The organism is Reyranella sp. (genome assembly GCF_050185545.1).
Taxonomy (GTDB): Bacteria; Pseudomonadota; Alphaproteobacteria; order Reyranellales; family Reyranellaceae; genus Reyranella.
The window spans coordinates 1-25,048 of record NZ_JBFWZI010000065.1; the positions used below are offsets into that span (position 1 = coordinate 1).

Sequence of the window (25,048 nt, forward strand, 5' to 3'; positions counted from 1 at the left end):
GTCCAGCTCGAACAAGCTCGACCATTTGCCGACGGAACTCCGGTGAATAGGGCTCATGATGCCTGTTTGCCATGGTGGACTCCTGAAACACTATCGTGCCGATGTCCACGAAACCGGGGCAACTTCAATGAGCGCCACTGGAGTGGCGCGCTCCCAGCAATGAATCGTCGCTTCGTCGGGGCGGAGAAGACTACTCCGCCGCCACCGCGAAGCGCAGGTCGGGCAGGGCGTGCGAGCGGTCGATGGTGGCGCCGGCGTCGAATGCCTTGAGCGCGGGCATCACGGCGCTGGCGAACAGCCGCATGTTGCGCGCCGCTTCCTCGTGCGGCATGCCGGCGTAGGAGAACACGCCGACGAAGCCCGAATTCCTGGTCTGCCTGTGGATCGTCATGATCTTCTCGTAGACCTGCTCGGGCGTGCCGTAGACCTGCAGATCGGCGAAGAACTCGATCGCCTTCTGGTCGCCGTAGACCGCGAGCTTCTCGTTCATCTTGGCGTAGTACTCGTAACCACGCTGGTTCTTCATGTGCGCCCCGGCGAACTGGTAGTGGTCGAGCACCGTGCGGTAGTAGCCGCCGATGTAGCGCATCGCCATCTCGCGCGCCCGCTCGGCGCTTGGGTCGACGAAGATCCAGCCCGCGGAGATCGGCTGCGGCGCGTCGGTGCCGTTGATTTCGCGATAGAGCTGATTGTACTCGGTGAGCTCCTTCTCGACCTCGCGCCATGGCTTCTGCGGGATGATCAGCAGTCCGACGCCCAGCCGGGCCATGATGCGCGCGCTTTCGGGACTGACCGCGGCGGCGTAGCTGCGGCCGCGGAAGCTCTTCCAGGGCGCCGGCCGGATGGGAGTCGGCGGCTGGCGATAGTGCTTGCCGTCGTAGTCCATGATGCCGGTCTCGAGGCCGCGCAGCAGCGCCTCGCCGTACTCGACGAACATCTCCCGGCTGTCGCCCATGTCGAGGCGAAAGCCGTCGAACTCGACCTTGCCCGCGCCGCGACCGAGGCCGAGGATCATGCGGCCCCCCGAGAGATGGTCGAGCATCGAGATCTGCTCGGCCACGCGCATCGGATCGTGCCACGGCAGCACCACCACCATCGAGCCAAGCCGGACGTGCCGGGTGCGGCCTGCCATGTAGGACAGGAACTGCACTACGTCGGGGCACATCGTGTAGTCGGTGAAGTGATGCTCGACCGACCAGATCGAGTCGAAGCCGAGTGGCTCGGCCATGTCGGCCAGCGCCAGCTCGTTGAGATAGATCTGGTGGTCGCTGAGCGCACGACCCGTGTTCTGGAAGACGGCGGCCATTCCGACATGCATTGCGCAATTCCTCCCGGCGATTGCCGGCATGGTAGACGGCCATATGGTAAACGGTCGTTTACCGACTTGTGAAGAGGGCAGCCAAGGGAGTGGCCAATGGAGCGGCAAGGGAACTTGAAACCGCCAGATTCGTTCGACATATCCAAATGATGCGCACCCTCTTCACAGCCTTTCTGACCACCGTTCTTCTCGCATTCGCGGCCGCCCTGCCGGCGCAGGCGCAGACCGGAGTCCCCGAATTGGAGAAATACTTCAATTCGATCCGCACGATGAAAGCGCGCTTCGTGCAGAGCAATCCCAATGGCTCCGTGGTGCAGGGCACGCTCTATTTGCGCCGGCCCGGCCGCATGCGCTTCGAGTATGATGCGCCCTCGCAGCTCAAGATCGTGGCCGACGGCTACCAGGTGACGATGTGGGATCCCGCGACGCGCGACTTCGGGCAGTGGCCGATCGGCTGGACGGCCGCGACGTTCCTGGTCAGGGAGAATTTGTCGCTGTCGGGCGACCTGCGCGTCGAGAAGATCGATCGCGTCAACGGCCTGCTCGAGTTCACCATGTCGCAGACGCGCAAGCCGCAGGAGGGCAAGGTGATCGTGCGGCTGGCGGAGAATCCCCTGCTGCTGCGCGGCTGGACCATCATCGACAACCGCGGCCACCAGGTCACCGTGTCGCTGAACGACATGCAGACCGGCCTGCAGCTCGCCGATTCGCTGTTCAAGAACGACAGCCCCGATCCCGCCTCGATTCGGCGCCAGCCCAACTGACGCGCTATAAGCCCCGCATGAACGGGAAAGAGTGCGGGGACCAGGGACAGTGACGGAGTTGATCGTGCGGGCCTCGACCGAGGCCGATGTCGCGCGTTGCATGGAAATCTATCGCCATCATGTGCTGCACGGCACGGCGTCGTTCGAGATCGATCCGCCCGATCTCGGCGAAATGAAGCGTCGCCGCGCCGCCGTGCTCGATCTCGGCCTGCCGCACCTGGTGGCCGAGCGCGACGGTCGCGTCCTGGGTTACGCCTATGCCGGCAACTGGCGCCCGCGACCGGCCTACAGATACTCGGTCGAGGACTCGATCTACATCGACAACGACGCGGTCGGCCAAGGCGTCGGCAAGGCGCTGCTGCCGGAGCTGATCGAGCAGTGCACCGCGGCCGGCAAGCGCCAGATGGTGGCAGTGATCGGCGATTCGGCGCAGACGCCGTCGATCCGCCTGCACGCCGCCTGCGGCTTCGAGATGGTCGGCACGCTGAAGAACATCGGCTTCAAGTTCGGCCGCTGGCTCGACAGCGTGCTGATGCAGCGCGCGCTGGGCGCAGGTGATGCGGCGCCGTAGGCCACACATCTCACCTCTCCTGATGACGGGCAGGGCATTCAAAAACGCCGTCATCCCGAGCGGAGCCGCCCGATTAGGCGCTGTTTACAGCGCCATTGGCGGCGCAGTCGAGGGACCTTTCTTGATGGTGTCGCAACAAGAAGGGTCCCTCCACTACGCCTCGCTACGCTCGGCTCCGGTCGGGATGACGACGTTTTTGTCATATGCGAATGCCCGGCGATGACGGGGGAGGAAAACGAGACGATAAGTGTCCGTCGATTCGATGAGGATTGTCAGGCTGGCCAATGAACGTGATTGATCCGCGCCTGCCCCGCCGTGGCGGGCGCGAGCCCAAGTCTTAGGGCGGCAATCGGAATGCGCGAGTGGCTGCGAAACCTGCCGCCGAACGTCCAGGGTGCCTTCTGGCTGGTGACGGGCGGCTTCGTCTTCACCGCGACCAGCGCCATGATCCGGTTGCTGTCGGTCCAGATCGAGAGCGTGCAGACGGCATTCTTCCGCGCCGTCATCTCGCTCGTCATCCTGTTGCCCATCATTGCCGCCGGCAAGGTCAAGCCGTGGCAGAGCAAGCGCATCGCCGGCCATTTCTGGCGTACCTTCATGGGCACGTTGTCGATGGTGCTGGGCTTCTACGCCGTGTCGATGCTGCCGCTAGCCGACGCCACCGCCATCGCCTTCTCGCAGCCGCTGTTTTCGGTAGTCGTCGCCGCGCTGATTGCCGGCGAGAAGGTGCGCTGGCGGCGCTGGAGCGCCACCATCGTCGGCTTCCTCGGCGTGCTGGTGATGGTGCGGCCGGGCGAGGGCAGCCTGCAGGCGGGCGCGCTGGTGGCGCTGGCCAACGCCGCCACCGTGGCGATCTCGATCCTGCTGGTGAAGCGGCTCTCCGATTCGGAGACGCCGCTCATGATCCTGACCCAGTTCGCGATCTTCTCGACCATCCTGCTGGCGCCCCCCGCGCTCTTCGTGTGGCGCTGGCCGGACGCCTGGGGCTGGGTGCTGGCGGTCGGTGTCGCCCTGTCGGCCACGGTCGGTCAGTACTTCTGGGTGCAGGCTTTCAAGGCCGGCGAGATGTCGGCGGTGGCGCCCTTCGAGTATCTGCGCCTGCCCTTCGCGGTGTTCGTTGGCTGGCTGATCTGGGACGAGATTCCGGTGATCTGGACCTATGTCGGCGCCGCCATCGTCATCGCCTCGGCGCTCTACATCGCCCACCGCGAGCACCAGCTCGCCAAGGAGCGCCGGCTGCGCGAGCAGCAGGCGTCGTCGATCAAGCCGCCTTCTGCTTGAGCAGCCAGGCGCGCGCCCGCTCGCGATGCGCCTCGGTGATGTGCGTCCGGGCGGCGGTGAAGGCAGCGAGCAGCACCGCGGCGTCGTCGGTGAAGCCCAGGCCGAGGAACAGGTCGGGGATGGCGTCGATCGGCAGCACGAAATAGGCGAGGGCGCCCAGCAGGGTCGCCCGGATCGCCATCGGCGTCGCCGAATCGGTGGCGCAATAGAAGGAGGCGACGGCTTCCTCGGTGAAGGGCACGCGGCCCAAGGTCCGGCGGGCCTTGCGCCAGAATCCCTGCTGCACCATCGCCTCGTTTCGGGCAAATCCGCCAGCGTCGCTCATATCCTCGTAGTTGGTCGGCCACAGCCGACTTGGCAAGGGGAGCGAGCGTGGTAAAAACTCGGCTGCAGGGAGACATACAGATGAACGTCAAGGGGCAGGCTGCCATCGTCACTGGTGGTGCGTCGGGATTGGGGGGCGCTACGGCGTCGGCGCTGGCCGCAGCGGGCGCCAAGGTCGCGATTTTCGATCTCCAGGACGAGCTGGGAAACGCCAAGGCGGCCGAGATCGGCGGCCTTTTCGTCAAGACCAATGTCGCCGACGGGCCCAACACCGAGGCCTCGGTCAAGACGGTGGTCGAGAAGCTCGGGGTGCCGCGCGTGGTGGTGAATTGCGCCGGCATCGGGCGGGCCGCCCGCACGGTGTCGAAATCCGCGCCGCACGACCTCGCCATGTTCGCCCAAGTGATCCAGGTAAACCTGATCGGCACCTTCAACGTCATCCGGCTCGCCGCCTTCGCCATGGGCCAGTCCGAGCCGATGGAGGACGGCGAGCGCGGCGTGATCATCAACACGGCATCGGTGGCCGCCTTCGACGGCCAGATCGGCCAGGCAGCCTACTCGGCGTCGAAAGGCGGCGTCGTCGGCATGACCCTGCCGATCGCCCGCGATCTTGCCGGCCTCGGCATTCGCGTCTGCACCATCGCGCCCGGCCTGTTCCTGACGCCGATGATGATGGGCCTGTCGGCCGAGGCGCAGAAGAGCCTGGGGGCCCAGGTCCCGTTCCCTTCGCGCCTGGGCGATCCCAAGGAGTATGCCCAGCTCGCCATGCAGATCGTCGAGAACCACATGCTGAATGGCGAGGTCATCCGGCTGGATGGCGCCATCCGCATGGCGCCGCGATAGGGCGGCTGGCTCGCTTGCGATGCGTTGGCTGGGATTGACCGCGCTTGCGGCCACCATGGCCGCGCTGTCCGGCCCGGCGATGGCCGAGGCCCGCTGGCTCGGCTGCAAGTACGTCGACACCCGCCGCGGCGCCACCAACCAGTTCGCGATGATGTTCGACGACCTGCGCAACGTCGCTTACCTGCTGGATGTCGGCCGGCTGATCGAGGGCACCCAGACCAGCATCACCTACCAGGCGCTCCGGACACGCTTCCCCGCCTTCCTTCTTACCTACAACAGGAATGACGGCGCGCTCTCCGTCACGCCGCTCGAGGGCACCGCGGGCGGCATCATGATCGGCGAATGCCGACGCATCGCCCCGCCGCCCGGAGCTCCGACCCCGTAGGCGCGAAATTTGACGTCAATCGAGGAGCGGCCAGTCGTTCTTTCGCTGGGAGCGCGCCACTCCGATGGCGCTCATCGAGTGTGTAGTCAGCAGGAAGAGCGCTATCGGAGTGGCGCGCTCCCAGCGCATGACGTGCTTTTTCGGCAAAGTTAGGGCTCCATTTGCGTCGGCCCCCTGAGGCGGCGCGCTACTTGTAGAGGTCGGCGAAGCGTTCGCAGCGCAGGTCGGCGATGCTGTTTTCGGTCGCCTGCTGGCCGGGCGTGGTTTGGCCGTTGCAGGTGAAGCGGATCCTGAGCGACTTCACCTCCTTGTCCGGCATGCCGAAGATGTAGGCCATCGCCGGCACCTGGCAGCGCGTGGAGGAATCGCCGCAGATATTGCGCACCTGCTGGGTGACGTCGATCGTGGCGCCGGCGCCGCCGGAGCCCCAGGTCGCCTCGAGGATCTGGATAGTGCGCGGCACCAGCGGCTGCTGGGCGACGCAGGCCATCCTGACCTTGAGGCCGGACGGCGCCACCGCAGACAGCACGAAGCGCTGCGGCTGGCAGGTCCACACCACGGTCAGGCGCTTGTTGAGGTCGGTCTTGGGATCGTTGTAGTTGGCCGCGTTGGCGAACAGGTCGCATTCGTAGCCGTTGGGGCAGCTCACCAGGCTGGTGACATCGGCCCGAGGGCCGGCCTCCGGCAGGCCCCAGAAGGCGCGTTGCAGCGCAGCCGTCGACTGGACCCGCTGATAGCTCTCGCAGGCCACGAGCGTGGCGACGCAGAGACCAGCCAGGACGATTAGGCGACCCCAAGCCATGATTACCCCGATTGCCCCGTATTTGTTGGCAAGACCCTAATCCGCGTGCTGTTCGCGGGCAACGGGACAAGTGGGCCCCCTCCCATTCGAGGGCTGCTATAGTCGAAGCATGACCGATACATCTCTCCCCGATCGCCTGTCGACCAATCCCAAGAGCCCCTATTACGACGAGGCGTTGCTGGCCCGTGGAATCGGCATCCGGTTCGATGGCCAGGAGAAGACCAATGTCGAGGAGTACTGCGTGAGCGAAGGCTGGATCCGGGTCGCCGTCGGCAAGACGCTCGACCGCAAGGGCAACCCGCTCACCATCAGGCTCACCGGCAAGGTCGAACCCTATCTCGAGAAGCCCTGACCATGGTGACGTCATGCCCCTGCGCAGACAGGTCCTTGCCGCTGCCGCCGTCCTCGCGACTCCGCCAGTCGGGGCGCAGCCGATGAAGATTCGTCTCGGCACGGCAACGCCCGGCGGCGGCTTCCCGGTCTATGGCGCGGCCTTCATCGACGGCGTGCGGCGCCTCGATCCTGCGCTGGAGATCGAGGCGATCAACACCAAGGGCAGCACCGAAAACGTGCCGATGCTGGAGGCGGGCACCCTCGACATCGCCCTGATCCAGGGCGAGGTCGCGCACGAAGCGCTCGCCGGCATCGGCCGTCCGCCGGCCGACCTCGCGGTCGTCACCGCGATGTATCCTACCGCCGGCATGTTCGTGGTACGGGCCGATTCGCCCTACCGCACCATCGCCGATCTCCTGGGCAAACCGGTGGCGTGGGGCGCCCGGGGATCGGGCCTGGTGATCCTGGGCCGCTATGCCATGGACGGACTCGGCTACGACGCGGCGAAGGATTTTCAGCCGATCTATCTCGAGCGCGCCGGCGACGGTCCGGCCATGGTGCTCGACGGCCGGGCAGCCGCCCTGTGGGGCGGCGGCGCGGGCTGGCCGGGCTTCGTGACGGTCGCCCGGAGCGAGCCCGGAGCGCGCTTCATCGCGCCCGACGCCGAGGGCATCCGGCGCATCCTCGCCAGGCACGGCTTCCTCAAGGAAGTGACGCAGCCCGCCGGCAGTTTTCCCGGCCAGACCGCTCCAATCGCCTCGGTCGGCTCGTGGAGCTTCGTCATGGCGCGGCCCGGCCTCGACGGAGCGGTTGCCTATCGGCTGGCCAGGGCACTGGGCGAACTCGCCCAGGCCGGCAATCCGCCAGTGCAGCTGGTTGACACGACTCCTGCCAACACCGTCAAGGTCGCGCCGACCGGACGTCTGCATCCCGGCGTCGTGCGCTATTTGAAAGAGACCGGGCTGCTGTAAGGAAGCGTCTTCTGGGCCGCGGGCGAGACGCCCGCGGTCCAGTTATGAGCCTTGTCCCCTACGCCACCGAATCGATGACCCTGGCCAGCGCCACGTCCTTGTCGCTGAGGCCGCCGGCGTCGTGGGTCGACAGCACGATGTCGACCCGGTTGTAGACGTTCGACCATTCGGGATGGTGGTCGGCCTTCTCGGCCGCCAGCGCCACCCTGGTCATGAAGCCCCAGGCCTGGTTGAAGTCGGCGAACTTGAGGCTGCGCTGGATGGCGTCGCGGCCGGGAACTTCCTTCCATTCCGCCAGCGCGGCGAGGGCGGCGGCGCGGGCTGGTCCGGTGAGCTTGGCGGTCATCAGGTCCTCCTGCTGTAGCGTGAAGCTTGCCTGATTCGCGGCCGCGGGCCTAGGCTCTGCCAACTTCAGGAGGGACCCGTGAAACTCATCCGCCGCACCGCAATCCTGGCTGCCGCGTCGCTCGCCGTGGCGCCGCCGGCCTTGGCACAGAAGAGCGCCGACACCCTGCGCATCCAGTTCGTCGATGCCGTGCCCAATCTCGACATGTATTTCAACAGCCAGCGCACCGGCCTGATCCTGGCTCACCACGCCTGGGACATGCTGGTCCATCGCGATCCCGCGACCTTCGAGATCAAGCCGGCGCTCGCCACCGCCTGGAAGTTCGCCGAGGACAACTCGCTCGACCTCACCATCCGCCAGGGCGTGAAGTTCCACGACGGCAGCATGCTGAGCGCCGACGACGTGGTCTACACCATCAACATGGCGGCCAATCCCGACAGCAAGGTGGCGACGCCATCCAACTACGCCTGGATCGACAAGGTCGAGAAGACAGGCGACTACAGCGTGCGCATCAAGATGAAGCGGCCGACGCCGGCGGCGCTCGAGTATCTCGCCATGGTGACGCCGATCCATCCCAAGGCCTATCGCGAGAAGGTCGGGCCGGAAGGTTTCGCCGCCAAGCCGGTCGGCGCCGGCCCCTACAGGATCGTCAAGAACGAGCAGGGCAAGGAGGTCGTGTTCGAGCGCTTCGACGATTACTGGGCAGGCTCGCCCAAGGGCAAGCCGGCGATCAAGACCCTGCATGTCCGCTTCGTGCCCGACCTCGCCACCGAGGTCACCGAGCTCCTGGCCCAGCGCACCGACTGGATCTGGAACATCAATCCCGACCAGATCGCGAGCATCAACAAGATGCCCCACCTGCAGGCAGTGCGGCAGGAATCGATGCGGGTCGGCTATCTCTCGATCGATGCGGCCGGCCGCTCGGGCAAGGACAATCCCCTGACCAAGCTCAAGGTGCGCCAGGCGATATGGCATGCCGTCGACCGCCAGGAGATGGCCAACAAGCTGGTGCAGGGCGGCAGCCGCGTGCCGCCGGCGCCCTGCTTCCCGACCCAGTTCGGCTGCGACGCCGACGCCGCGATGAAATACGCCTATGATCCGGCCAAGGCCAAGGCGCTGCTGGCCGAGGCGGGCTTCGCCAACGGCTTCGACATCGAGATGGTGACCTACGTCGCGGTGACGTCGTGGACCGCGGCGATCCAGAACTACCTGCAGGCGGTCGGCATCCGCGCCAAGATCACCCAGATGCAGGTCGCGCCGGCGATCCAGAAATCGTGGCGCGGCGAGGCGCCGCTCTTCCACGGCAGCTGGGGCAGCTACTCGATCAACGACGTGTCGGCGATCCTGCCGGTGATGTTCGGCAAGGACGAGAACAACAACTACTCGCGCGATCCCGAGCTCGAGAAGCTGGTCGCCGAGGGCGGCAACACTTCCGACCCGGCCGTGCGCAAGAAGGCCTATTCCGCCGCCATCAAACTGATCACCGAGAAGGCGTACTGGCTGCCGCTGTTCACCTACGTCAATGCCTATGCCTTCGCCAAGCAGCTCGACTTCAAGACCTACCCCGACGAGCTGCCGCGCTTCTATCTGGCGAAGTGGAAGTAGCTAAGGCACCAGCAGGCACTCCACCCCGCCCGCCGGTCGCGGCTTGAGCGGCGGCGTCTCCACGGAGCAGCGCGGCTCGGCGATCGGGCAGCGCGGGTGGAAGCGGCAGCCGGGCGGGATGTTGGCCGGGTCGGGCAGGGTCTCGCCCAGGCCGACATCGGGCACGCCGAGGCCCGGCTCGGGCGTCAGCACGGAGGCGAGCAGCGCCTTGGTGTAGGGATGCTCGGGCGTGCGGAACAGGGTCTCGGTCGGCGCGCGCTCGACGAAGCGGCCGAGATACATCACCGCCACCTCGCTCGCGACATGCTCGACCACCGCGAGATTGTGGCTGATGAACAGGTAGGTGAGGCCGAGATCGCGCCGGAGCTCGGCCAGCAGGTTCAGGATCTGCGCCTGCACCGAGACGTCGAGCGCCGAGGTCGGCTCGTCGCACACCACGATGCGCGGGCGCAGCACCAGGGCGCGGGCGATGGCAACGCGCTGGCGCTGCCCGCCGCTCAGCTCGGTCGGCCGGCGCTGGCCCATCTCGCTCGAGAGCCCGACCCGCGTCAGCATCTCGTCGACCCGGTCGGCAATCTCGCTGCGTGCGAGATCGCCCTGCGCCTCGAGCGGCATGGCGACGATGTCGCGCACCCGCGCCAGCGGATTGAGCGAGGCGAAGGGATCCTGGAACACCGGCTGGATCAGGCGGGCGCGCGCCCGGCGGTCCATTGCGGTGACGCGCTGGCCCTCGACGGCGATCTCGCCGGACGTGGGCTCGAGCAGGCCCAGGATCAGGCGCGCGAGCGTAGACTTGCCGCAGCCCGATTCCCCCACGATGCCCAGCACTCCGCCGGTCGGCACGGTGAAGGAAACATCGTCGACCGCCACGACATGGCGATCCGCCCCCATCAGGCCACCCTTGATGCGGAACGTCCGGCGGACCCCGGTGACCTCGATCGCGTTCCTGCTCATGCCGGCAGCCGGCACAGGAATTCGTGGCCGGGCCCGGCGGCGTGGCGCGGGATCGTGCGCTGGCAGCTCTCGTCGGCGAAGTCGCAGCGCTCGCGGAAGGCGCAGCCGGCGAAGCCCGGCGTGATCCGCGGCACCGTGCCGGGGATCGAGCCCAGCGGCTCGTCGGGCCTGATGCGACCCGGCACCGGCACGCAGCGCAGCAGGCCCTTCGTGTAGGGATGGCGCGGCTGGGCGAACAGCTCGGCGGTCGCCGCGCTCTCGACCACCTCGCCGGCATACATCACCGACACGCGATGGGCGACGCGCGCCACGATGCCGAGATCGTGGGTGATCAGCAGCATGCCTAGTCCGAGATCGCGCTGCAGCTGGGCGAGCAGGCGCAGGATCTGGGCCTGCACCGTGACGTCGAGCGCCGTCGTCGGCTCGTCGGCGATCAGCAGCCTGGGCTCGCACATCAACGCCATGGCGATCATCACCCGCTGGCGCAGCCCGCCCGACAGCTGGTGTGGGAACTGGCCGAGCCGCAGGCCGGGCGCGGTGATGCCGACGCGCGCCAGCAGGTCGGCGGCGCGATCGGTGGCGGCGCGCTGGCTGGCGCGGCGATGGCGGCGCAGCACCTCGGTCATCTGCGAGCCTACCGTGTAGGCGGGATTGAGCGAGGTCATCGGCTCCTGGAAGATCATCGCCATCCGATCGCCGCGCAGACGGGCCATCCCCGAGTCGGAAAGCCGCAGCAGGTCCTCGCCTTCGAAGGCGAGCCGGCTGGCACGCCGCCGTGCGCCGCGCGCCAGCAGGTTCATGACGGCGAGCGCGGTCACCGATTTGCCGCAGCCCGATTCGCCCACCAGGCAATGGGTCTCGCCACGCTCGACGGCGAGCGAGGCGCCACGCACCGCCGCGGTGCGGCCACCGAAGCTCACCTCGAGCTCGTCGACGTCGAGCAGCGCGCTCACGGATCGGATCTCGTGCCGAACATGTCGCGCAGGCCGTCCCCCAGCAGGTTGATGCCGAGCACCAGCACGAACAGGGCCACGCCGGGAATGACGATCACCCAGGGGCTGAAGAACATGTAATCCTTGGCCTCGGCGATCATCAGGCCCCACGACGGCAGCGGCGGCGGGACGCCCAGCCCGAGGAACGAGAGGGCGGCCTCGAGCAGGATGGCGAGCGCGACCTCGAGCGTCGCCACGACGACGAGATGGCTCGCGATGTTGGGCAGCACCTCGCGTGCCAGGATGCGAAAGCGCGAGCAGCCGGCGCACCAGGCAGCGGCGACGAAGTCGAGATGGCGCACCTGCATGGTGGTCGAGCGAGCCACCACGGCGAAGCGGTCCCAAAGCAGCAGGCCGAGGGTCAGCACCAGGAGCGTCATCGAGCTGCCGAGCAGGCCGACCACGGCCAGGGCCACCAGCACCACCGGGATCGATAGACGCGTCGTGATGGCAAATAGCACGGCGTCGTCGACGCGGCCGCCGATGAAGCCGCCCAGCACGCCCAGGGTGATGCCGATCAGGCCGGACACGATCGTGACCGTGACGCCGATCAGCATCGAGATGCGGCAGCCCCAGATCAGGCGAGAGAGATAGTCGCGACCGAGCTGGTCGGTGCCGAGGATGTGGCCGGGCACATGGCCCTCCATCCAGAACGGCACCAGCAGGCGCTTGCCGAGGTCCTGAGCGAACGGATCGTAGGGCACCAGCAGGGGGGCGAAGAGGGCGCAGATCGCGGCGATGCCGACGATCGCCGCGCCGAACCAGGTGGCGAGGCTGCGCCAGCCACGTCTGGGGCTGGCAGTCACGGTCGCGACGTTCATGGCGATGAGCTCACTTGTCGCTCAACGAGGTAGGGTATCTGCATAGGAGAAGAATACCGTCATCCCGAGCGGAGCCGCCTGAAGGGCGGCGCAGTCGAGGGACCTTTCTTGCCGATGCCGCAGCAAGAAGGGTCCCTCCACTGCGCCTCGCTTCGCTCGGCTTCGGTCGGGATGACGGATTTTTTGTCATCTGCGTATGCCCCGCGCACTCAAGGGCCGCGCAGGCGGGGATCGAGGACGGCGTTCATGAGGTCGGCCAGCATGGTGAGCGCGACATAGATCACCGCGAGCACCAGCACCACCGCCTGCACGACCGGGAAATCGTTCTTGCCGATGCTTTCCCAGGCGAGGAAACCGACGCCGTGCAGGGCGAACACCTGCTCGATCACGATCGAGCCGCCGAGCATGAAGCCCAGCTGCACGGCGGCGATCGCCACCACCGGGATCGCCGCATTGCGCAGTGCGTGCTTCAGCAGGATGGAGGCGCGCGACAGCCCCTTGGCGCGCGCCGTGCGGATATAGTCCGAGCTCATCGACTGGATCATGCCGGCGCGGGTGAGCCGGGTCAGCGCCGGGATCGCCGAGAAGGCGAGCACGATGCCCGGCATGACGTAGTGCTGCCACGAGCCGGTGCCGGAGATCGGCAACCATCCGAGCTGCAGGCCGAGCGTGATCATCAGCAGCAGTCCGAGCCAGAACGACGGCATCGCCTGGCCGAGCAGGGCGACCATCTGGACGACGCGATCAAGCGCGGTGTTCTCGCGCACCGCCGCCAGGATGCCGAGCGGCAGGGAAACCACGAGGGCGATCACCAGGCCGGTCAGGCCCAGGGTCAACGTCACCGGCATGCGCTCGGCGATCAGCGAGGACACCGGCGCCTTGAAGAAGTAGCTGTCGCCGAGATCGCCGGTCAGGGCGCGGCCGACCCAGTCGAAGAACTGGGTCACCAGCGGGCGATCGAGGCCATAGGCCTTGCGCACCACCTCGACATCGGCTTGCGAGGCGTTCGGGCCGGCGATCGAAATCGCCAGATCGCCAGACAGGCGTGTCAGCACGAACGCCAGGGTCATGACGGTGACGGCCACGAGGAGCGCGACGGTCAGGCGTCTCAGGAGGAACTGCAACATGCGGAAGCGAGCTTAGAGGGGAACGATCCGCCATGCGACTCCGTCGAAGTCAATGGCCGTTCCATCCCCAGGGGGCTCGCGCCGTCTGTGGCATCAGGGGCAGACTGTCGCCGAGGTCTGCGACTGAGCCTCTTGGCGTCCGCCCTTCACTGCTATATGGGGGGAGTCATGCCGGTCTTCACCAACCCGCGGCGCACTCCCTGCTTCAGCACGGCGCCGACTCTGGAGGACTTCGAGGCCATCGCCGCCGAGGCGCTGGCAACGATTCCGGAAGAGTTCCGCCGGCATGTCGGCAACGTGCGCATCCAGGTCGACGACTTCCCGTCCGACGAGGTCGAGCAGGAGATGGAGCTCGACTCCTCGTACGATCTGCTCGGCCTCTATCAGGGCGTGTCGATGATGGAGCGGGGCGCCGGCCACGTCGCCAACGACATCGATCGCATCTTCCTCTATCGCCGTCCGATCCTCGACTACTGGTGCGAATCGGGCGAGGACCTGCCGCACATCGTGCGCCATGTGCTGATCCACGAGATCGGTCACCATTTCGGCCTGAGCGACGACGACATGGAAGCGATCGAAGCCAAGGCCGAGGAAGAATCCCGCCGCGCCCAGCCGAACGCGTAGGCTTCGATCACGCTCATGCGGACCGCGGGCGCTCCGCCCGCCCATGAGTCATGCTCTTCCGGACCGCGGGCGTCCCGCCCGTTCATGCTCATGAATCATGAGCGGGCGGGACGCCCGCGGTCCAGCATGAGTCGTCACCCCACCCGCTGCACCGCCGGCACGCGATAGCGGCCTTCGATGAGGCCGTGGTCCGGTTCGTAGGCGCGCAGCACCAGGCGCATCGGGCCGGCCGGCGCCGGCAGCCAGTTGGCCGCCGCCTGCGCATCGTTCGGCCGCTCGCGCTGCAGGCAGATCGTCAGCGAGCCGTCCGCCGCGGTCTGCAGGTCCGGCGTGCGATCGCCGATTGCGTAGCGGCCGATCGGATTGTCGACGAAGTAGGCGCGACCTTCTGGCGTTACCTCGTACATGGCGAGCGACCAGAAGGCGCGTGCCGGCGGCAGGCCGTCGGCCGGGAAAGTCAGCGTATAGCGGCTCGCGCCCGACAGCGGTCGGCCGGCGGCGTCGGTGCTGCTGGTCATGTAGACCGCCTCGGTCGGCTCGAGCGCGCCCAGGCCGGTCAGCGCGATGAAGGCACGATAGAGATAGTCGTCGCCGAAATTGCCGAGGTGGCGCTCGCCGTAGCTCCAGCCGTCGATCGTCCGGCCGTAGCGGCGACCGGCGGCGCGGAGCTCGGCGTGGCCCTGCTCGATGCCGGCCAGGATGGCGTTGCGATCGCGTTCGCCGAAGGCACGCAGGTCGAACTTGCCGGGGCGCAGCCTGAGGGGTGCGAGGCCCTGCAGCACCGCCTTGTCGCGCTCGCCGAGCGGGCTCTCGCCCAGTGCCCGCGCGCCGACCTTGAGCAGGTCGAACGGGTCGTTGCGCCGGGGCGCCGGCCAGTCCGCCACCGGCTCGGCCGGCGCGAAGGCGCGCTGACGCATCAGCTCGCGCGTCTCCAGGATGCGCCGCTCGTTGCGCATGTCGGGCGTCTCGAGCAGCACGCGCGCCTGCAGGGTGCGGATGCGGTCGAGCTCGCCCGGTCCGTCGACCAGCACGCGGCCGAGCAGCCACACCGAGTTGGTCGGCGCGCGCACCAGCTTGACCTCGAACGACGCATCGCCCTGCCAGGCCGGGCCGACGATCATGTGCGTCGGCGGCTGGCCGCCGTACAGGCGATGGCTGACCTGGGCGAAGTTGTTGGTGAACAGGTCGATGAACGTGTAGCTGTAGTAATGATCGCCGACCGGCGGCACGGTGAGGAACAGGGGCTCGGTCGACAGATCGAGCCAGGCTGACGAGTAGAGCGTGTCGTTGTTGGGCGTCGTCACCAGGCGTGAACGGTGATCGGCCAGCACGGGAACGTGCAGGAAGCGGTTGAGCCTCTGGCGCAGCGGATTGCTCTCGTCGACAGTCGATCGCCAGCGCGTGCGATACATCTCGTAGACCGGGAAGAGATAGATCGTCGCCTGCCGGGCGAGATCACGCAGCGCCACCGGCTGATCCTGGGCGCGCACCACGGCCGGGCTGGCGAGCAGGGACGCAATCAGGGTACGCCGCCCGAGTCTCATGCTGCGCGCTCGCGCAAGCGACGCCGCTCGGCCACGAAGGCGGCCGCCTGGCGCCACGGCTCGATGGTCCAGAACGAACGCGCACGGCCGGACGGCGAGGCAAGAACGAAAGCGACGGCGCCCTCGATCGCCTCGGCCTGGCGGCCGTAGGCCGGCGCCGAGACGCCGAGGCCGAGCGCAGCGGCGTTCTTGCTGGTGAAGGCGATGGCGGCGGGCCGGAAGCGGCGCAGCTTGGCGCGCAGAGATGCCGCATCCATCGCCGCCGCCGACAATTCGTGGTCGGAGCCGTACTCGGTCTTGTTGAGATCGGTGAGGCCGAGGCCCAGCGTCAGCAGTTCGGGATAGCGGCCGGGTGCGAAGCGCTCGGGCGTCAGGCCGACGGCAAATAGCGTCGGCCAGAAGGCATTGCCCGGATTGGCGTAGTAGGCGCGCGCCTTGAACGAGGCCGGGCTCGGCGCCGTGCCGCAGAACACGAGGTCGAGGCCCGGCGCCAGCAGGTCGGGGACGAGATGCCTATTGCGGCTTGATGCCCGCGGCACGGATCACCTCGCCCCAGCGCGTGTGTTCCGCCTTCACGAAGGCGCCGACCTCGGAAAGCGGCATGAATCCCGGCTCGAAGCCGCCCTGGCGCATGCTCGCGACGACGTCGGGCTCCTTGAGCGCCCGCACCGTCGCGGCGGCGAGCTTGTCCTTGGCTTTGGCCGGCGTGCCGGCCGGCACCGCCCACATCGACCACGACGTGACCACGAGGTCGGGGTAGCCGGCCTCGACGAAGGTCGGCGTCTCGGGCAGCACCGGCGATCGCTTCGCCCCGGTGCAGGCGATCGGCCTGAGCTTGCCGGCACTCACCTGGCCCATCAGTGAATCGATGTTGCGATGCACATCGGCACATGCCCGGCCAGCACGTCGGCCGCGGCGGCGGCAGCGCCGCGATAGCTCACCAGCGTGAGGTCAGTGCCGGTCTTCTGCTTGAACAGCTCCATGGCCAGCGTTGGCGAGGTGCCCAGGCCCGAGCCGCCATATTGGTACTTGCCCGGTTCTGCCTTGGTGGCGGCAATCAGCTTGGCGACGGTGTCGTGCGGGAAGCTCGGATGGCAGCAGAGCAGGTTCGGCTGGGTGCCGATCCACGCCGCGGTTTCAAAATCGGTGAAGGGATTGTAGGGCAGCCTGGCATAGAGGTTCGGTGCGAGCGCGTGGCTCGCGATGCCGCCCAGCAGCACGGAGTAGCCGTCGGGCGGCGACTTGGCGACGTTGTCGGCGGCGATCGAGCCGCCGGCGCCGGTGCGGTTGTCGATGACGAACGACTGGCCGAGAAACTCGCCGAGCTTGGCCCCGAGCCGCCGCGCGATGTTGTCCTGTGAGCCGCCGGCCGTGAAGGGGCAGACGATGCGCACGTTGCGCGTCGGCCAGTCGTCGCCCTGGGCGAACGCCGTCGAGGCAAAGGCGGTCGAGGCAAGAGGCAGCATGCTCAGCCCGGCTGCGAAACGACGTCTCCTCATAACGCTTTTCCTTAGGCGTAAATCCCGTGACGGGATGATGCATGAGCGGCTGCGGGCAAACAATCCGCCGGTTCGTCCAGGATGAGTTCATCCTTCCAGCTCATGTCGCACTCAAAGTCTCTGGCTTGGACGATCGCCAGGCGCGAACACCGATGATAGCCGGCAGGTGTCAGCACAATGCCCGGCCGATGGCCAGCCGACTCGGCTCCAGCCTGCGGTGAAAGGCCCAGCCAGACGAGGCTGCCCCGGTCGGGCAATACCATCAGATGATTTCTTCGCCCTTCGGAGCGTCATCCTCCAATGGCTGCTCGCGACGCGGCGTCATGCCCGCAAGCAGTTCCTCGAGCGTGAAGCGGCGGCGTGAGCGCGTGATGACAATTCGGCCATCGTCGGAGGCCTCGATGTCGACACGCGAACCCTCGGTGAACCCGACGCGGGCTGCAATATCGCGCGGCACTCTCAAGCCGAGGCTGTTGCCCCACCTGGCGATCTGGACTTGCACGGGCATCTTCTAAATCCTGCGAACATCCGAAGGATACACCCAAATCTCGAAGGCAGAATAAGCTCTTGGTGCCAGTCCACCGTTTCGGCCTGAGGCTCCCTGGCCTTGTTCATCCGCTGCTATGAGTCATGATGGGACGACGGAGGGTTGGATGGACGGGTCAAGGAACAGCATCGACAAGGCCGACGAGGCGCAGCTTCTGGCGACGATCGACCGCTGGGTAGAGCGCGAGGTGGCGCCCAGGGTCAAGGAATTCGACCATGCCGACCGCTGGCCGGCCGAGCTGGTCGAGCAGATGAAGGAGCTCGGCCTTTTCGGTGCCACCGTCAGTCCGGAGTACGGCGGGCTCGGCCTGCCGGCGCGCACCTACGCCGAGATCGTGATGCGCATCTCCTCGGTGTGGATGGCGCTCACCGGCATCTTCAACTCGCACCTCATGCTGGCGCTGGCGATCGAGAAGTTCGGCACCGAGCCGCAGCGCCGCCACTGGCTGCCCCGGCTCGCCTCGGGCGAGGTGCGCGGCGGCCTGGCGCTGACCGAACCCGACGCCGGGACTGACCTGCAGGCGATCCGGCTGACGGCGCGGCGCGAGGGCGACCACTACGTGCTGAACGGTACCAAGACCTGGATCTCCAACGGCATCGAGGGCTCGTGCTTCGCCCTCCTGGTCAAGACCAACCCGGAGGCCTCGCCGCGCTACTCCGGCATGAGCCTGTTCATCGCCCCCAAAGGGCCGGGCTTCCGGGTCGGCCGCAAGCTCGAGAAGCTCGGTTACAAGTCGATCGACTCGGGCGAGCTGATCTTCGAGGACTACCGCGTGCCGGCCGATCACCTGATCGGCGAGGTCGAGGGCCGCGGCTTCACCCAGGTCGCCGGGGGCCTCGAGCTCGGCCGCATCAACGTCGCGGCGCGCGGCGTCGGCATCGCCGAGGGGGCGCTGCGGCTCGCCACCAGCTACTCGCAGATCCGCAAGACCTTCGGCAAGCCGATCTGCGAGCACCAGGCGATACAGCTCAAGCTCGGCGAGATGGCGACGCGGGCGCGGGCCGCGCGGCTGCTCACGCTCGATGCCGCCGACGCCTTCGACCGCGGCGATCGCTGCGACCTCGAGGCCGGCATGGCGAAATATTTCTCGTCCGAGGCGGCGCTCGAGAACAGCATCGAATCGATGCGCATCCACGGCGCCTACGGCTACTCCAAGGAGTACGACATCGAGCGGCTCTATCGCGATGCGCCGCTCACCTGCATCGGCGAGGGCACCAACGAGATGCAGCGCATCATCATCGCCCGCCAGTGGATCAGGCGGCACGCCGAGCTATGACCGCCAAGCCGCTGACCGGCATCCGCGTCCTCACCCTGGAGCAGTTCGGCGCCGGCCCCTACGGCACGATGTTCCTGGCCGAGCTTGGCGCCGAGGTGATCAAGATCGAGGCACCCGAGGGCGACCCGTCGCGTCACGTCGGGCCGTACAAACTCGGGCCCGCCGACAGCGAGTACTTCCAGGCCTGGAACCTCGGCAAGAAGAGCGTGACCCTCGACATCAAGTCGGCCGACGGCCGCCGGCAGTTCGAGGCGCTGGTGAGAACCGCCGATTGCGTGGTCAACAACTTGCGCGGCACCCAGCCCGCCCGGCTCGGCATCGACTATGCGAGCCTGGGGCCTCTGAAGCCGTCGATCGTCTGCCTGCACATCTCGGCATACGGTCGCGCCAACGAGCGCGCCGACTGGCCGGGCTACGATTTCCTGATGCAGGCCGAAGCGGGGCTGATGGAGCTGACCGGCGATCCCGAGGGAGCACCGACGCGCGTCGGCGTCTCGCTGATCGACAGCATGAGCGGCCTCACTGGCATCGTTGGCCTGCTGTCGTGCCTGCTGCGTGCCAGGACGACGGGGCAGGGCTGCGACGTCGAGACCTGCCTCTACGACGTCGCCATGCACCAGCTCACCTATCCCGGCGTGTGGTACTTGAACGAGGGCGACGTCTCGCCCCGCGTACCGCGCAGCGCGCACCTGTCGCTGGCGCCGGTCCAGACCTTCCCGACGAAGGACGGTTGGATCTTCATCATGTGCATGACCCAGAAATTCTGGCTGTCGCTGGCGAAGGCGATGGACCGCGAGGAGCTGCTGGGCGATGCGCGCTTCGTCGATCCCAACAGCCGCGCCGTGCATCGCGCCGCGCTTACCGAGGCGCTCGATCCGACGTTCCGCACGCGCACGACGGACGAATGGCTCGCGACTTTCAACGGGTTGCTGCCGGCAGCGCCCGTCCATCGGCTCGACCAGGCGCTCGACAGCAGCTTCGCGCGCGCCACCGGCATGGTCTCCACCGTGCCACATCCGGCGAAAGGCAAACTGCGCGTCCTCGCCAATCCCATCCGCATCGACGGCGAGCGGCCGGCGCAAGCTGCTTGCGCACCGCTCGGCGCCGACAACGATTCGCTCTTCAACGAGAGCGATTCGCCCCTCAACGAGAACGACTCCCTGCTGGGCAAGCGCACATGAAGCTCGAAGGTCTGAAGGTCGTCGATCTCTCCTGGTTCCTGCCGGGGCCGTATCTCACGACGGCGCTGGCCGATCACGGCGCCGAAGTCATCAAGGTCGAGCCAGCCGACGGCGATCCTGGCCGGCACATCCGCCCGCCCGACGCGCGCACCTCGGTGTTCTTCCGCAACATGGGGCGCGGCAAGAAGAGCGTCGTGCTTGATCTCAAGAGCGAGCAGGGACGCGCCGATCTCTTCCGGCTGGCCTGCGCCGCCGACGTGCTGGTCGAATCCTTCCGGCCCGGCGTCGCCGCACGGTTCGGCATCGGCTACGAGGCGGTGAAGCAGAACAACCCCGGCATCGTCTACTGCTCGATCAGCGCCTTCGGCCAGGACGGCGCCTATCCCGGGCGCGCCGCGCACGATCTGGCGCTCGAGGCGATGACCGGCGTGCTGTCGCTCACCCTGGGCGACGACGGGCGGCCGGCGATCCCTGGCATCCCGATCGCCGACCTGATGAGCGGCATGCATGGCTTGAGCGGTGTTCTGATGGCGCTGTTGCGCCGCCACACCACGGGCAGGGGCGACTTCATCGATATCAGCATGCACGAGGCGCTGATGGCCTCGTGTGCCAACGTGGTCGGCAGCGCTTTCACCGACGGCACGCAGCCCGATGTGAAGAACCAGCGCAGCACCGGGGGCTCGGCCTTCTATCGCGTCTACGACACGTCGGATGGCCGCCAGCTCGTGCTCGCCGGCCAGGAGATGAAGTTCGTCGGCAATCTCCTGAATGCGCTCGGCAAGCCCGAGTTCATCCCGCTTTGCGAATGGCCGGGCGCGCACCAGAGACCAGTAATGGCGTTCCTGGAAGCCACCTTCCGGCAAAAGCCGTTGCGCCACTGGCTGGACTGGCTGCCGACGCTCGACATCTGCTGGGGGCCCGTCAACACCCTGCCTGAGGCGATCGACGACGCCAATCTCGCCAAACGCGGCGCCGTGGTCGTGACGGAGGACGGCCGCAAGCACTTCGCGCCGGTCGTGCGCTTCAAGGACGAGCCGTCACAGCCGCTCTATCGCGAGCCGCTGCTGGGCGAGCACAGCGAGGAGATTCTGGGCCCTCAGCAACCCGCCCGGGTAACCCAGTAGTTGCCCTGGATGTCGTAGCGCCAGGCGCGCTGCAGCGCACTCGCCCGGGCCTGCTCGAGCGTCGGGAACGGGCCCACCGTTCGGAAGAAGTCGGTGACCGCCTCGTAGCGCTGCCTCTGCGAGGCCGGCACGATCTTGACCAGGCAGGTGCCGTCGGGGGCCGGCGCGAACATGACTGCGAACCATGCATTCTGCGCCGGCGACGGCGGCGTCGGCGGCACGCCCTCGAAGTCGGTAGCGGGCCGCGGCCTGGTCAGGCCCCACAGCGCTGCCTCCTGCGAGCCCATCCATCTCGGCTCGGCGAGCGGCGTCCGGTCGAGCAGGGCGCGGAACGCCGGGCGCGAGAGGCCGCGGCTTTCGGCATACATGGCGATCAGCTCGTTGCAGTAGGCCGACCGGCGAAGGTCTTCCTTGTTGGCGCAGGTGTGGAAGCCGAGCGCGCCGCCGTCCTCCAGGTATCGGTAGGTGCCGGCCAGGAACAGGATCGAGGCGCAGGCCGAAGCGCAGCGTTCGCCGCTGCGAACCAGCGTTATCACCTTCTCGGACTCGAGCACGGCGGCAATGCTGAAGGCCTCGCCGATCAACCCACCGATGCTGTGCAGCGCCACCCGTTTGTAACCGAGCGCGTCGCGCCCGACCTGCTGCAGGGCATGGCGGACCAGCTGGGCGTCGCCCGTGACGATGGTGCCGCGCAGCACCAGAATGCCGCTGCCGTCGGCGTTCCGCTCGAGCGAGGTGCTCATGCCATTGGCCCAGCCGAACCAGGTGAGGCACGCGATCAGGCACAGGATCGAGCGACCTTGTCGAACCAAGCGATCAGCGAGGCGCGAGTTCACCACGTCTTTGCCCGTCGTTACGGGAGATGTCCGTGGCGGGCCCGGGATGGGCTTCCGGCAACTGACGTCATGAGCGCCTCGCCTTGTGTCTCGTTGGGGTTGTGGAGCGGCACCGGACACAAATGCTACCGAAAGTTTCCGCGGTGGCGGCGGACGAGAAGTTGACCCAGATCAAGGTTGAAACGGGAATCGCATCCAAAATTGAAACATCGCGTACTAGGTGGTGGATTCTGGGCTGGTGGCGCCATGAACGGCTCGCGAGGCGTGCTCGCGCGGGGAAACAATCATCGGTTGGCCGCGGTCCTCGCGGTCGTGCTGCCGGCACTCGGCATCGTCGGCGCCTGGCGCATCACGGCCGGCGAGGACGAACTGCTGCACGTCGCCCAGTTCCTCGACTTGCTGGTCTCGCCCTGGATGCTGGCGACCTATGCCGCCGTTGCCGCGCTGATCGCGGCCAGCGTGGCTTTCCTGCGCTTCGGCCACAGGGTCGTGGGCCAAGGCGGCGACCTCGAGGTTACGCTGCGGCGCCAGGCGCGCTTCTGGATCGCCGCCTACCTGGTGTTCGCCGCCCTGACGGCCGGCATCGGCTGGCTGTTCGGCCTCGAGCTGCACGAATCCATGTTGCGCGATCGCTTCGAGCAGCAGCGCGCGATCGCCCGGCTCAAGGCGCAACAGATCGACAAGTGGGCCGCCGAGCGTCTGCTCGACGCCGACCTGCTGGCAAGCTCGCTGGCTGGCCTCGCCTACGATGGGCTGCGGGGCGATGGCGTCGAGAGCCGCCAGCTCGTGCTCGGCCTGACCGAGTTCCTCGCGGGCTATCCCGAGCGCGTGGCGGTAACGCTGTACGTTCCCGATGGCACGATGCTGGCACATCTGGGCAAGGGCGCCGGGCCCGATCGGCAGATGACGGCGGCGGTCGAGTCCCTGACGGCGACGGGCCGGAAGAACCTGCTCGTCGATGCCTACCGGACCGACGAGACCCCGGCCCAAGTTCATATGGGGATCGTCGAGGCGGTCGGCACACGCGGACGCCAATCGCCGCGGGCCTATGTCGCCTCCACGCTCGACCCGTTCCGCGTCCTGTTCAAGGAGGTGATGGTGTGGCCGGGCCCAAGCCCGTCTTCCGAGATCGTGGTGGTGCGCCGCGACGGCGACGATATCCTGTACCTGACGCCGCTCCGACTTTCGCCGGCGACGTCGGGGCCGATGCAGTTCCGCGAAAGGATCGAGGGCAGCAGGCTGCCGGCGACGCGTGCCCTGCTCGAAGGAGACGGCACGCGCCTGGGAATAGACTATCGCGGCGTCGAGGTAATGACCGCGTCGCAGCGCGTCGAGCGCCTGCCGTGGACCGTGGTCGCCAAGACCGACTACGCCGAGGCCATGGTCCCGGTTCGTGAAAAGCAGCGTCGCGTCGCGGCCGCCGTCGCTGTCACCCTGATGCTCGCGGCGGCGATGATGCTGTTCATGGCTCGCGGCCAGCGCGCCGGAACGCTCGCCTATTTCAGCCGCCTCGAGGCCGAGCGGAGCACCGCGACCCAGCGCTACGCGCACCTCGTGCGTCACGCCCGCGACATCGTCCTGACGCTCGATCCGGAAGGCCGCATCGTCGAGGCCAACGAGGCGGCGGTGCGGGCCTACGGCTACTCGATGGAGGAGCTGAAGGGCCTCACGGTCAGGGACCTGCGCACGGCGGCGGAATTCGCCCGGCATGCACAGCAATGGGCCGGCAGCCAGACGCCCGACGGCGTCCTGTTCGAGACCGTACATCGGCGCAAGGATGGCTCGACGTTTCCGGTGGAAGTGAGCGGGCGCACGGTCGAGGTCGAGGGCCAGCCGCTGCGCCAGGCGTTCATCCGCGACATCACGCGGCGACGGGAGCTGCAGAGCGACGTCGCCCGCCTGGCCCACATCCAGCGGGCGATGCAGGCGGGAACCCGCATCCTGCTGCGGGCCGACAGCGAGCCCGACCTGCTCCAGGGCATGTGCGACGCCATCGTCGACATCGCCGGATACCGGCTGGCCGCCGTCGGTATCGCCAACCGCGACGAAGGCAAGACGATCAGTTACGTCGCCAGCGCAGGGGCCAGCGACGGCTACTTCGAGCAGGCCAGGAGCACCTGGGGACCCGGCTCGTATGGCCGTGGTACTACGGGCACCGCCATCCGGTTGGGTACGGTCCAGGTAAACAAGGACTTCGCGACCAATCCCGAGGTCGCGGTCTGGCGCGAGGCGGCGCTGGCGCGCGGCCTGCGGTCGAGCGTGTCGCTGCCGTTGCGCGCGGGCGGCGACATTCTCGGTGCCCTGGTCATCCTCGCCGCCGAGCCCGACGCCTTCACTGCGCAGGAGCTGGAGCTGCTCGGCATCCTGGCCGACGACATATCCTACGGGCTCGACGCCTTGCGCGAACGACAGAGCAACCGGTCGCTGCAGCGGGAGATTGGCCGGGCCGCGGGTCCGCAGGCGACGATGCGGGCGATGATGGGCATTCTCGCGCGCGCCCGATCGGAGGCTGAACTCTATCGCGAGGTCTGCACGGCGATGGTCGAGGTCAGCGGCTTCCGGTTGGCCGCCGTTGCCGCGCGCCGGGACAGTTCCCGGCACCGGGTCGACTGGCTGGCCGTGCATGGCACCGACGAAGGCTACCTGGAGCAGGTCGCCACGGCATGGGAGGCCGAGCCCGGCGCGAATGAGCCGCTGGGCAGGGCGCTCGTCAGCGGCGACGTTCAAGCGGTGGCCGACACTGGCTGCGACCAAGCCGTCGGGACGTGGCGCGAACAGGCGGCGCTTCGCGGGCTGAGATCGGCTATCGCCCTGCCGTTGAAGCAGAGCGGCCGAACATTCGCCGTCCTCGGCGTCTGGGCCGATCAGGCGGGCGCCTTCGACGAGCGCTGGGTCGACGTGCTGACCACACTCGCCCGCGACCTTGCCATCCGGGCAGCCGCCCTGCGGGCCGGCTCGGTGTGAGCTGCGCCTGGGTCCA

27 protein-coding genes are annotated in these 25,048 nt (G+C 67.7%); 13 read left to right on the plus strand and 14 right to left on the minus strand.

The genetic code is table 11. From position 1 onward, the window contains the following. Positions 1–190 precede the first annotated feature (190 nt). Positions 191–1,318, minus strand: coding sequence for an LLM class flavin-dependent oxidoreductase (locus AB7O82_RS18360; protein ID WP_428546196.1), 1,128 nt, complete (start codon positions 1,316–1,318; stop codon positions 191–193). A gap of 146 nt (positions 1,319–1,464) precedes the next feature. Between AB7O82_RS18360 and AB7O82_RS18365 the strand changes: the two genes are divergently transcribed. The 3 genes from AB7O82_RS18365 to AB7O82_RS18375 all read left to right on the plus strand — a co-directional run bounded on the left by AB7O82_RS18365 (position 1,465) and on the right by AB7O82_RS18375 (position 3,934). Then, positions 1,465–2,082 carry a LolA family protein gene (locus AB7O82_RS18365; protein ID WP_428546193.1) on the plus strand — a complete coding sequence of 206 codons (618 nt, stop codon included), beginning with the start codon at positions 1,465–1,467 and terminating at the stop codon, positions 2,080–2,082. A 49-nt stretch (positions 2,083–2,131) separates the two neighbouring features. Beyond that, positions 2,132–2,653: an N-acetyltransferase family protein gene (locus tag AB7O82_RS18370; RefSeq protein WP_428546190.1), complete on the plus strand. Its 522-nt coding sequence runs from the start codon at positions 2,132–2,134 to the stop codon at positions 2,651–2,653. A 354-nt stretch (positions 2,654–3,007) separates the two neighbouring features. Beyond that, positions 3,008–3,934 (plus strand): DMT family transporter, encoded by a 927-nt coding sequence (locus tag AB7O82_RS18375; protein ID WP_428546187.1) that lies wholly within the window; start codon positions 3,008–3,010, stop codon positions 3,932–3,934. Here AB7O82_RS18375 and AB7O82_RS18380 read toward each other — a convergent pair. Then, on the minus strand, positions 3,915–4,259 hold the full coding sequence (locus tag AB7O82_RS18380) for a YkvA family protein (protein WP_428546184.1): 345 nt from the start codon (positions 4,257–4,259) through the stop codon (positions 3,915–3,917). The two genes, AB7O82_RS18375 and AB7O82_RS18380, sit on opposite strands and share 20 nt — an antisense overlap. An 80-nt stretch (positions 4,260–4,339) precedes the next feature. Between AB7O82_RS18380 and AB7O82_RS18385 the strand changes: the two genes are divergently transcribed. Together AB7O82_RS18385 and AB7O82_RS18390 are read left to right on the plus strand one after the other, a co-directional pair. Next, entirely contained in the window at positions 4,340–5,101 is a 762-nt protein-coding gene (locus AB7O82_RS18385; RefSeq protein WP_428546181.1) for an SDR family NAD(P)-dependent oxidoreductase, read from the plus strand. Positions 5,102–5,156: 55 nt separating this feature from the next. Continuing rightward, entirely contained in the window at positions 5,157–5,486 is a 330-nt protein-coding gene (locus tag AB7O82_RS18390) for a hypothetical protein (RefSeq protein ID WP_428546178.1), read from the plus strand. Between the two features lie 187 nt (positions 5,487–5,673). Here the strand turns inward: AB7O82_RS18390 and AB7O82_RS18395 are convergent, their stop codons facing one another. Further along, the gene (locus AB7O82_RS18395) at positions 5,674–6,288 is read right to left on the minus strand and encodes a hypothetical protein (protein WP_428546175.1); all 615 of its coding nucleotides are present in this window, start codon (positions 6,286–6,288) and stop codon (positions 5,674–5,676) included. A 109-nt stretch (positions 6,289–6,397) separates the two neighbouring features. Here AB7O82_RS18395 and AB7O82_RS18400 point away from each other — a divergent pair, with 109 nt between their 5' ends. Together AB7O82_RS18400 and AB7O82_RS18405 are read left to right on the plus strand one after the other, a co-directional pair. Further along, on the plus strand, positions 6,398–6,640 hold the full coding sequence (locus AB7O82_RS18400) for a DUF3297 family protein (protein ID WP_428546172.1): 243 nt from the start codon (positions 6,398–6,400) through the stop codon (positions 6,638–6,640). Positions 6,641–6,653: 13 nt separating this feature from the next. Continuing rightward, complete coding sequence (locus AB7O82_RS18405; RefSeq protein WP_428619914.1) at positions 6,654–7,592, plus strand: TAXI family TRAP transporter solute-binding subunit; 939 nt, start codon at positions 6,654–6,656, stop codon at positions 7,590–7,592. Positions 7,593–7,650: 58 nt separating this feature from the next. Here AB7O82_RS18405 and AB7O82_RS18410 read toward each other — a convergent pair whose 3' ends face one another. Further along, on the minus strand, positions 7,651–8,001 hold the full coding sequence (locus AB7O82_RS18410; protein ID WP_428546166.1) for a 4a-hydroxytetrahydrobiopterin dehydratase: 351 nt from the start codon (positions 7,999–8,001) through the stop codon (positions 7,651–7,653). 15 nt (positions 8,002–8,016) lie between these two features. Between AB7O82_RS18410 and AB7O82_RS18415 the strand changes: the two genes are divergently transcribed. Next, positions 8,017–9,543: an ABC transporter substrate-binding protein gene (locus AB7O82_RS18415; RefSeq protein ID WP_428546163.1), complete on the plus strand. Its 1,527-nt coding sequence runs from the start codon at positions 8,017–8,019 to the stop codon at positions 9,541–9,543. Here AB7O82_RS18415 and AB7O82_RS18420 read toward each other — a convergent pair whose 3' ends face one another. The 4 genes from AB7O82_RS18420 to AB7O82_RS18435 form a co-directional block, all read right to left on the minus strand. Beyond that, positions 9,544–10,497 carry an ABC transporter ATP-binding protein gene (locus AB7O82_RS18420; RefSeq protein ID WP_428546160.1) on the minus strand — a complete coding sequence of 318 codons (954 nt, stop codon included), beginning with the start codon at positions 10,495–10,497 and terminating at the stop codon, positions 9,544–9,546. It abuts the gene before it with no gap. After that, positions 10,494–11,450, minus strand: coding sequence for an ABC transporter ATP-binding protein (locus AB7O82_RS18425; protein WP_428546157.1), 957 nt, complete (start codon positions 11,448–11,450; stop codon positions 10,494–10,496). Before AB7O82_RS18425 ends, AB7O82_RS18420 begins: the two co-directional genes overlap by 4 nt. Then, complete coding sequence (locus AB7O82_RS18430; protein WP_428546154.1) at positions 11,447–12,310, minus strand: ABC transporter permease; 864 nt, start codon at positions 12,308–12,310, stop codon at positions 11,447–11,449. The genes AB7O82_RS18425 and AB7O82_RS18430 overlap by 4 nt, the downstream gene beginning before the upstream one ends. A 209-nt stretch (positions 12,311–12,519) precedes the next feature. Continuing rightward, positions 12,520–13,437, minus strand: a complete 918-nt coding sequence (locus AB7O82_RS18435) for an ABC transporter permease (protein WP_428546151.1) — start codon at positions 13,435–13,437, stop codon at positions 12,520–12,522. A gap of 168 nt (positions 13,438–13,605) precedes the next feature. Between AB7O82_RS18435 and AB7O82_RS18440 the strand changes: the two genes are divergently transcribed. Further along, entirely contained in the window at positions 13,606–14,061 is a 456-nt protein-coding gene (locus AB7O82_RS18440; protein WP_428546148.1) for a metallopeptidase family protein, read from the plus strand. Positions 14,062–14,195: 134 nt separating this feature from the next. Here the strand turns inward: AB7O82_RS18440 and AB7O82_RS18445 are convergent, their stop codons facing one another. The 5 genes from AB7O82_RS18445 to AB7O82_RS18465 form a co-directional block, all read right to left on the minus strand. Continuing rightward, positions 14,196–15,605: a DUF1254 domain-containing protein gene (locus AB7O82_RS18445; RefSeq protein ID WP_428546145.1), complete on the minus strand. Its 1,410-nt coding sequence runs from the start codon at positions 15,603–15,605 to the stop codon at positions 14,196–14,198. Continuing rightward, positions 15,602–16,144, minus strand: a complete 543-nt coding sequence (locus AB7O82_RS18450) for a mismatch-specific DNA-glycosylase (RefSeq protein WP_428546142.1) — start codon at positions 16,142–16,144, stop codon at positions 15,602–15,604. The genes AB7O82_RS18445 and AB7O82_RS18450 overlap by 4 nt, the downstream gene beginning before the upstream one ends. After that, positions 16,119–16,463 carry a Bug family tripartite tricarboxylate transporter substrate binding protein gene (locus tag AB7O82_RS18455; RefSeq protein ID WP_428546139.1) on the minus strand — a complete coding sequence of 115 codons (345 nt, stop codon included), beginning with the start codon at positions 16,461–16,463 and terminating at the stop codon, positions 16,119–16,121. Before AB7O82_RS18455 ends, AB7O82_RS18450 begins: the two co-directional genes overlap by 26 nt. Then, positions 16,463–17,104: a Bug family tripartite tricarboxylate transporter substrate binding protein gene (locus tag AB7O82_RS18460; RefSeq protein ID WP_428546136.1), complete on the minus strand. Its 642-nt coding sequence runs from the start codon at positions 17,102–17,104 to the stop codon at positions 16,463–16,465. The genes AB7O82_RS18455 and AB7O82_RS18460 overlap by 1 nt, the downstream gene beginning before the upstream one ends. A 262-nt stretch (positions 17,105–17,366) precedes the next feature. Then, entirely contained in the window at positions 17,367–17,606 is a 240-nt protein-coding gene (locus tag AB7O82_RS18465; RefSeq protein ID WP_428546133.1) for an AbrB/MazE/SpoVT family DNA-binding domain-containing protein, read from the minus strand. Between the two features lie 151 nt (positions 17,607–17,757). Between AB7O82_RS18465 and AB7O82_RS18470 the strand changes: the two genes are divergently transcribed. Genes AB7O82_RS18470 through AB7O82_RS18480 form a run of 3 tightly spaced genes read left to right on the plus strand, consistent with a single transcriptional unit; the run spans position 17,758 to position 21,232 of the window. Further along, positions 17,758–18,927 (plus strand): acyl-CoA dehydrogenase family protein, encoded by a 1,170-nt coding sequence (locus AB7O82_RS18470; RefSeq protein ID WP_428546130.1) that lies wholly within the window; start codon positions 17,758–17,760, stop codon positions 18,925–18,927. Next, positions 18,924–20,108: a CaiB/BaiF CoA transferase family protein gene (locus tag AB7O82_RS18475; RefSeq protein ID WP_428546127.1), complete on the plus strand. Its 1,185-nt coding sequence runs from the start codon at positions 18,924–18,926 to the stop codon at positions 20,106–20,108. Before AB7O82_RS18470 ends, AB7O82_RS18475 begins: the two co-directional genes overlap by 4 nt. Next, complete coding sequence (locus AB7O82_RS18480; protein WP_428546124.1) at positions 20,105–21,232, plus strand: CaiB/BaiF CoA transferase family protein; 1,128 nt, start codon at positions 20,105–20,107, stop codon at positions 21,230–21,232. Before AB7O82_RS18475 ends, AB7O82_RS18480 begins: the two co-directional genes overlap by 4 nt. On the opposite strand, the gene AB7O82_RS18485 is transcribed toward AB7O82_RS18480, so the two are convergent. Continuing rightward, on the minus strand, positions 21,205–22,044 hold the full coding sequence (locus AB7O82_RS18485) for a hypothetical protein (RefSeq protein WP_428546121.1): 840 nt from the start codon (positions 22,042–22,044) through the stop codon (positions 21,205–21,207). The two genes, AB7O82_RS18480 and AB7O82_RS18485, sit on opposite strands and share 28 nt — an antisense overlap. A 270-nt stretch (positions 22,045–22,314) precedes the next feature. On the opposite strand from AB7O82_RS18485, the gene AB7O82_RS18490 reads away from it, so the two are divergent. Then, positions 22,315–25,032: a GAF domain-containing protein gene (locus tag AB7O82_RS18490; protein WP_428619916.1), complete on the plus strand. Its 2,718-nt coding sequence runs from the start codon at positions 22,315–22,317 to the stop codon at positions 25,030–25,032. Positions 25,033–25,048 lie beyond the last annotated feature (16 nt).

Excerpts from the sequence above, each read along its gene's own strand:
- AB7O82_RS18360 (WP_428546196.1), bottom strand. The coding sequence starts at position 1,318 with ATGCATGTCGGAATGGCCGCCGTCTTCCAGAACACGGGTCGTGCGCTC.
- AB7O82_RS18365 (WP_428546193.1), top strand. The coding sequence starts at position 1,465 with ATGATGCGCACCCTCTTCACAGCCTTTCTGACCACCGTTCTTCTCGCA.
- AB7O82_RS18375 (WP_428546187.1), top strand. The coding sequence starts at position 3,008 with ATGCGCGAGTGGCTGCGAAACCTGCCGCCGAACGTCCAGGGTGCCTTC.
- AB7O82_RS18380 (WP_428546184.1), bottom strand. The coding sequence starts at position 4,259 with ATGAGCGACGCTGGCGGATTTGCCCGAAACGAGGCGATGGTGCAGCAG.
- AB7O82_RS18385 (WP_428546181.1), top strand. The coding sequence starts at position 4,340 with ATGAACGTCAAGGGGCAGGCTGCCATCGTCACTGGTGGTGCGTCGGGA.
- AB7O82_RS18390 (WP_428546178.1), top strand. The coding sequence starts at position 5,157 with ATGGCCGCGCTGTCCGGCCCGGCGATGGCCGAGGCCCGCTGGCTCGGC.
- AB7O82_RS18395 (WP_428546175.1), bottom strand. The coding sequence starts at position 6,288 with ATGGCTTGGGGTCGCCTAATCGTCCTGGCTGGTCTCTGCGTCGCCACG.
- AB7O82_RS18400 (WP_428546172.1), top strand. The coding sequence starts at position 6,398 with ATGACCGATACATCTCTCCCCGATCGCCTGTCGACCAATCCCAAGAGC.
- AB7O82_RS18405 (WP_428619914.1), top strand. The coding sequence starts at position 6,654 with ATGCCCCTGCGCAGACAGGTCCTTGCCGCTGCCGCCGTCCTCGCGACT.
- AB7O82_RS18420 (WP_428546160.1), bottom strand. The coding sequence starts at position 10,497 with ATGAGCAGGAACGCGATCGAGGTCACCGGGGTCCGCCGGACGTTCCGC.
- AB7O82_RS18430 (WP_428546154.1), bottom strand. The coding sequence starts at position 12,310 with ATGAACGTCGCGACCGTGACTGCCAGCCCCAGACGTGGCTGGCGCAGC.
- AB7O82_RS18435 (WP_428546151.1), bottom strand. The coding sequence starts at position 13,437 with ATGTTGCAGTTCCTCCTGAGACGCCTGACCGTCGCGCTCCTCGTGGCC.
- AB7O82_RS18440 (WP_428546148.1), top strand. The coding sequence starts at position 13,606 with ATGCCGGTCTTCACCAACCCGCGGCGCACTCCCTGCTTCAGCACGGCG.
- AB7O82_RS18445 (WP_428546145.1), bottom strand. The coding sequence starts at position 15,605 with ATGAGACTCGGGCGGCGTACCCTGATTGCGTCCCTGCTCGCCAGCCCG.
- AB7O82_RS18455 (WP_428546139.1), bottom strand. The coding sequence starts at position 16,463 with ATGGGCCAGGTGAGTGCCGGCAAGCTCAGGCCGATCGCCTGCACCGGG.
- AB7O82_RS18460 (WP_428546136.1), bottom strand. The coding sequence starts at position 17,104 with ATGAGGAGACGTCGTTTCGCAGCCGGGCTGAGCATGCTGCCTCTTGCC.
- AB7O82_RS18470 (WP_428546130.1), top strand. The coding sequence starts at position 17,758 with ATGGACGGGTCAAGGAACAGCATCGACAAGGCCGACGAGGCGCAGCTT.
- AB7O82_RS18475 (WP_428546127.1), top strand. The coding sequence starts at position 18,924 with ATGACCGCCAAGCCGCTGACCGGCATCCGCGTCCTCACCCTGGAGCAG.
- AB7O82_RS18480 (WP_428546124.1), top strand. The coding sequence starts at position 20,105 with ATGAAGCTCGAAGGTCTGAAGGTCGTCGATCTCTCCTGGTTCCTGCCG.
- AB7O82_RS18490 (WP_428619916.1), top strand. The coding sequence starts at position 22,315 with ATGAACGGCTCGCGAGGCGTGCTCGCGCGGGGAAACAATCATCGGTTG.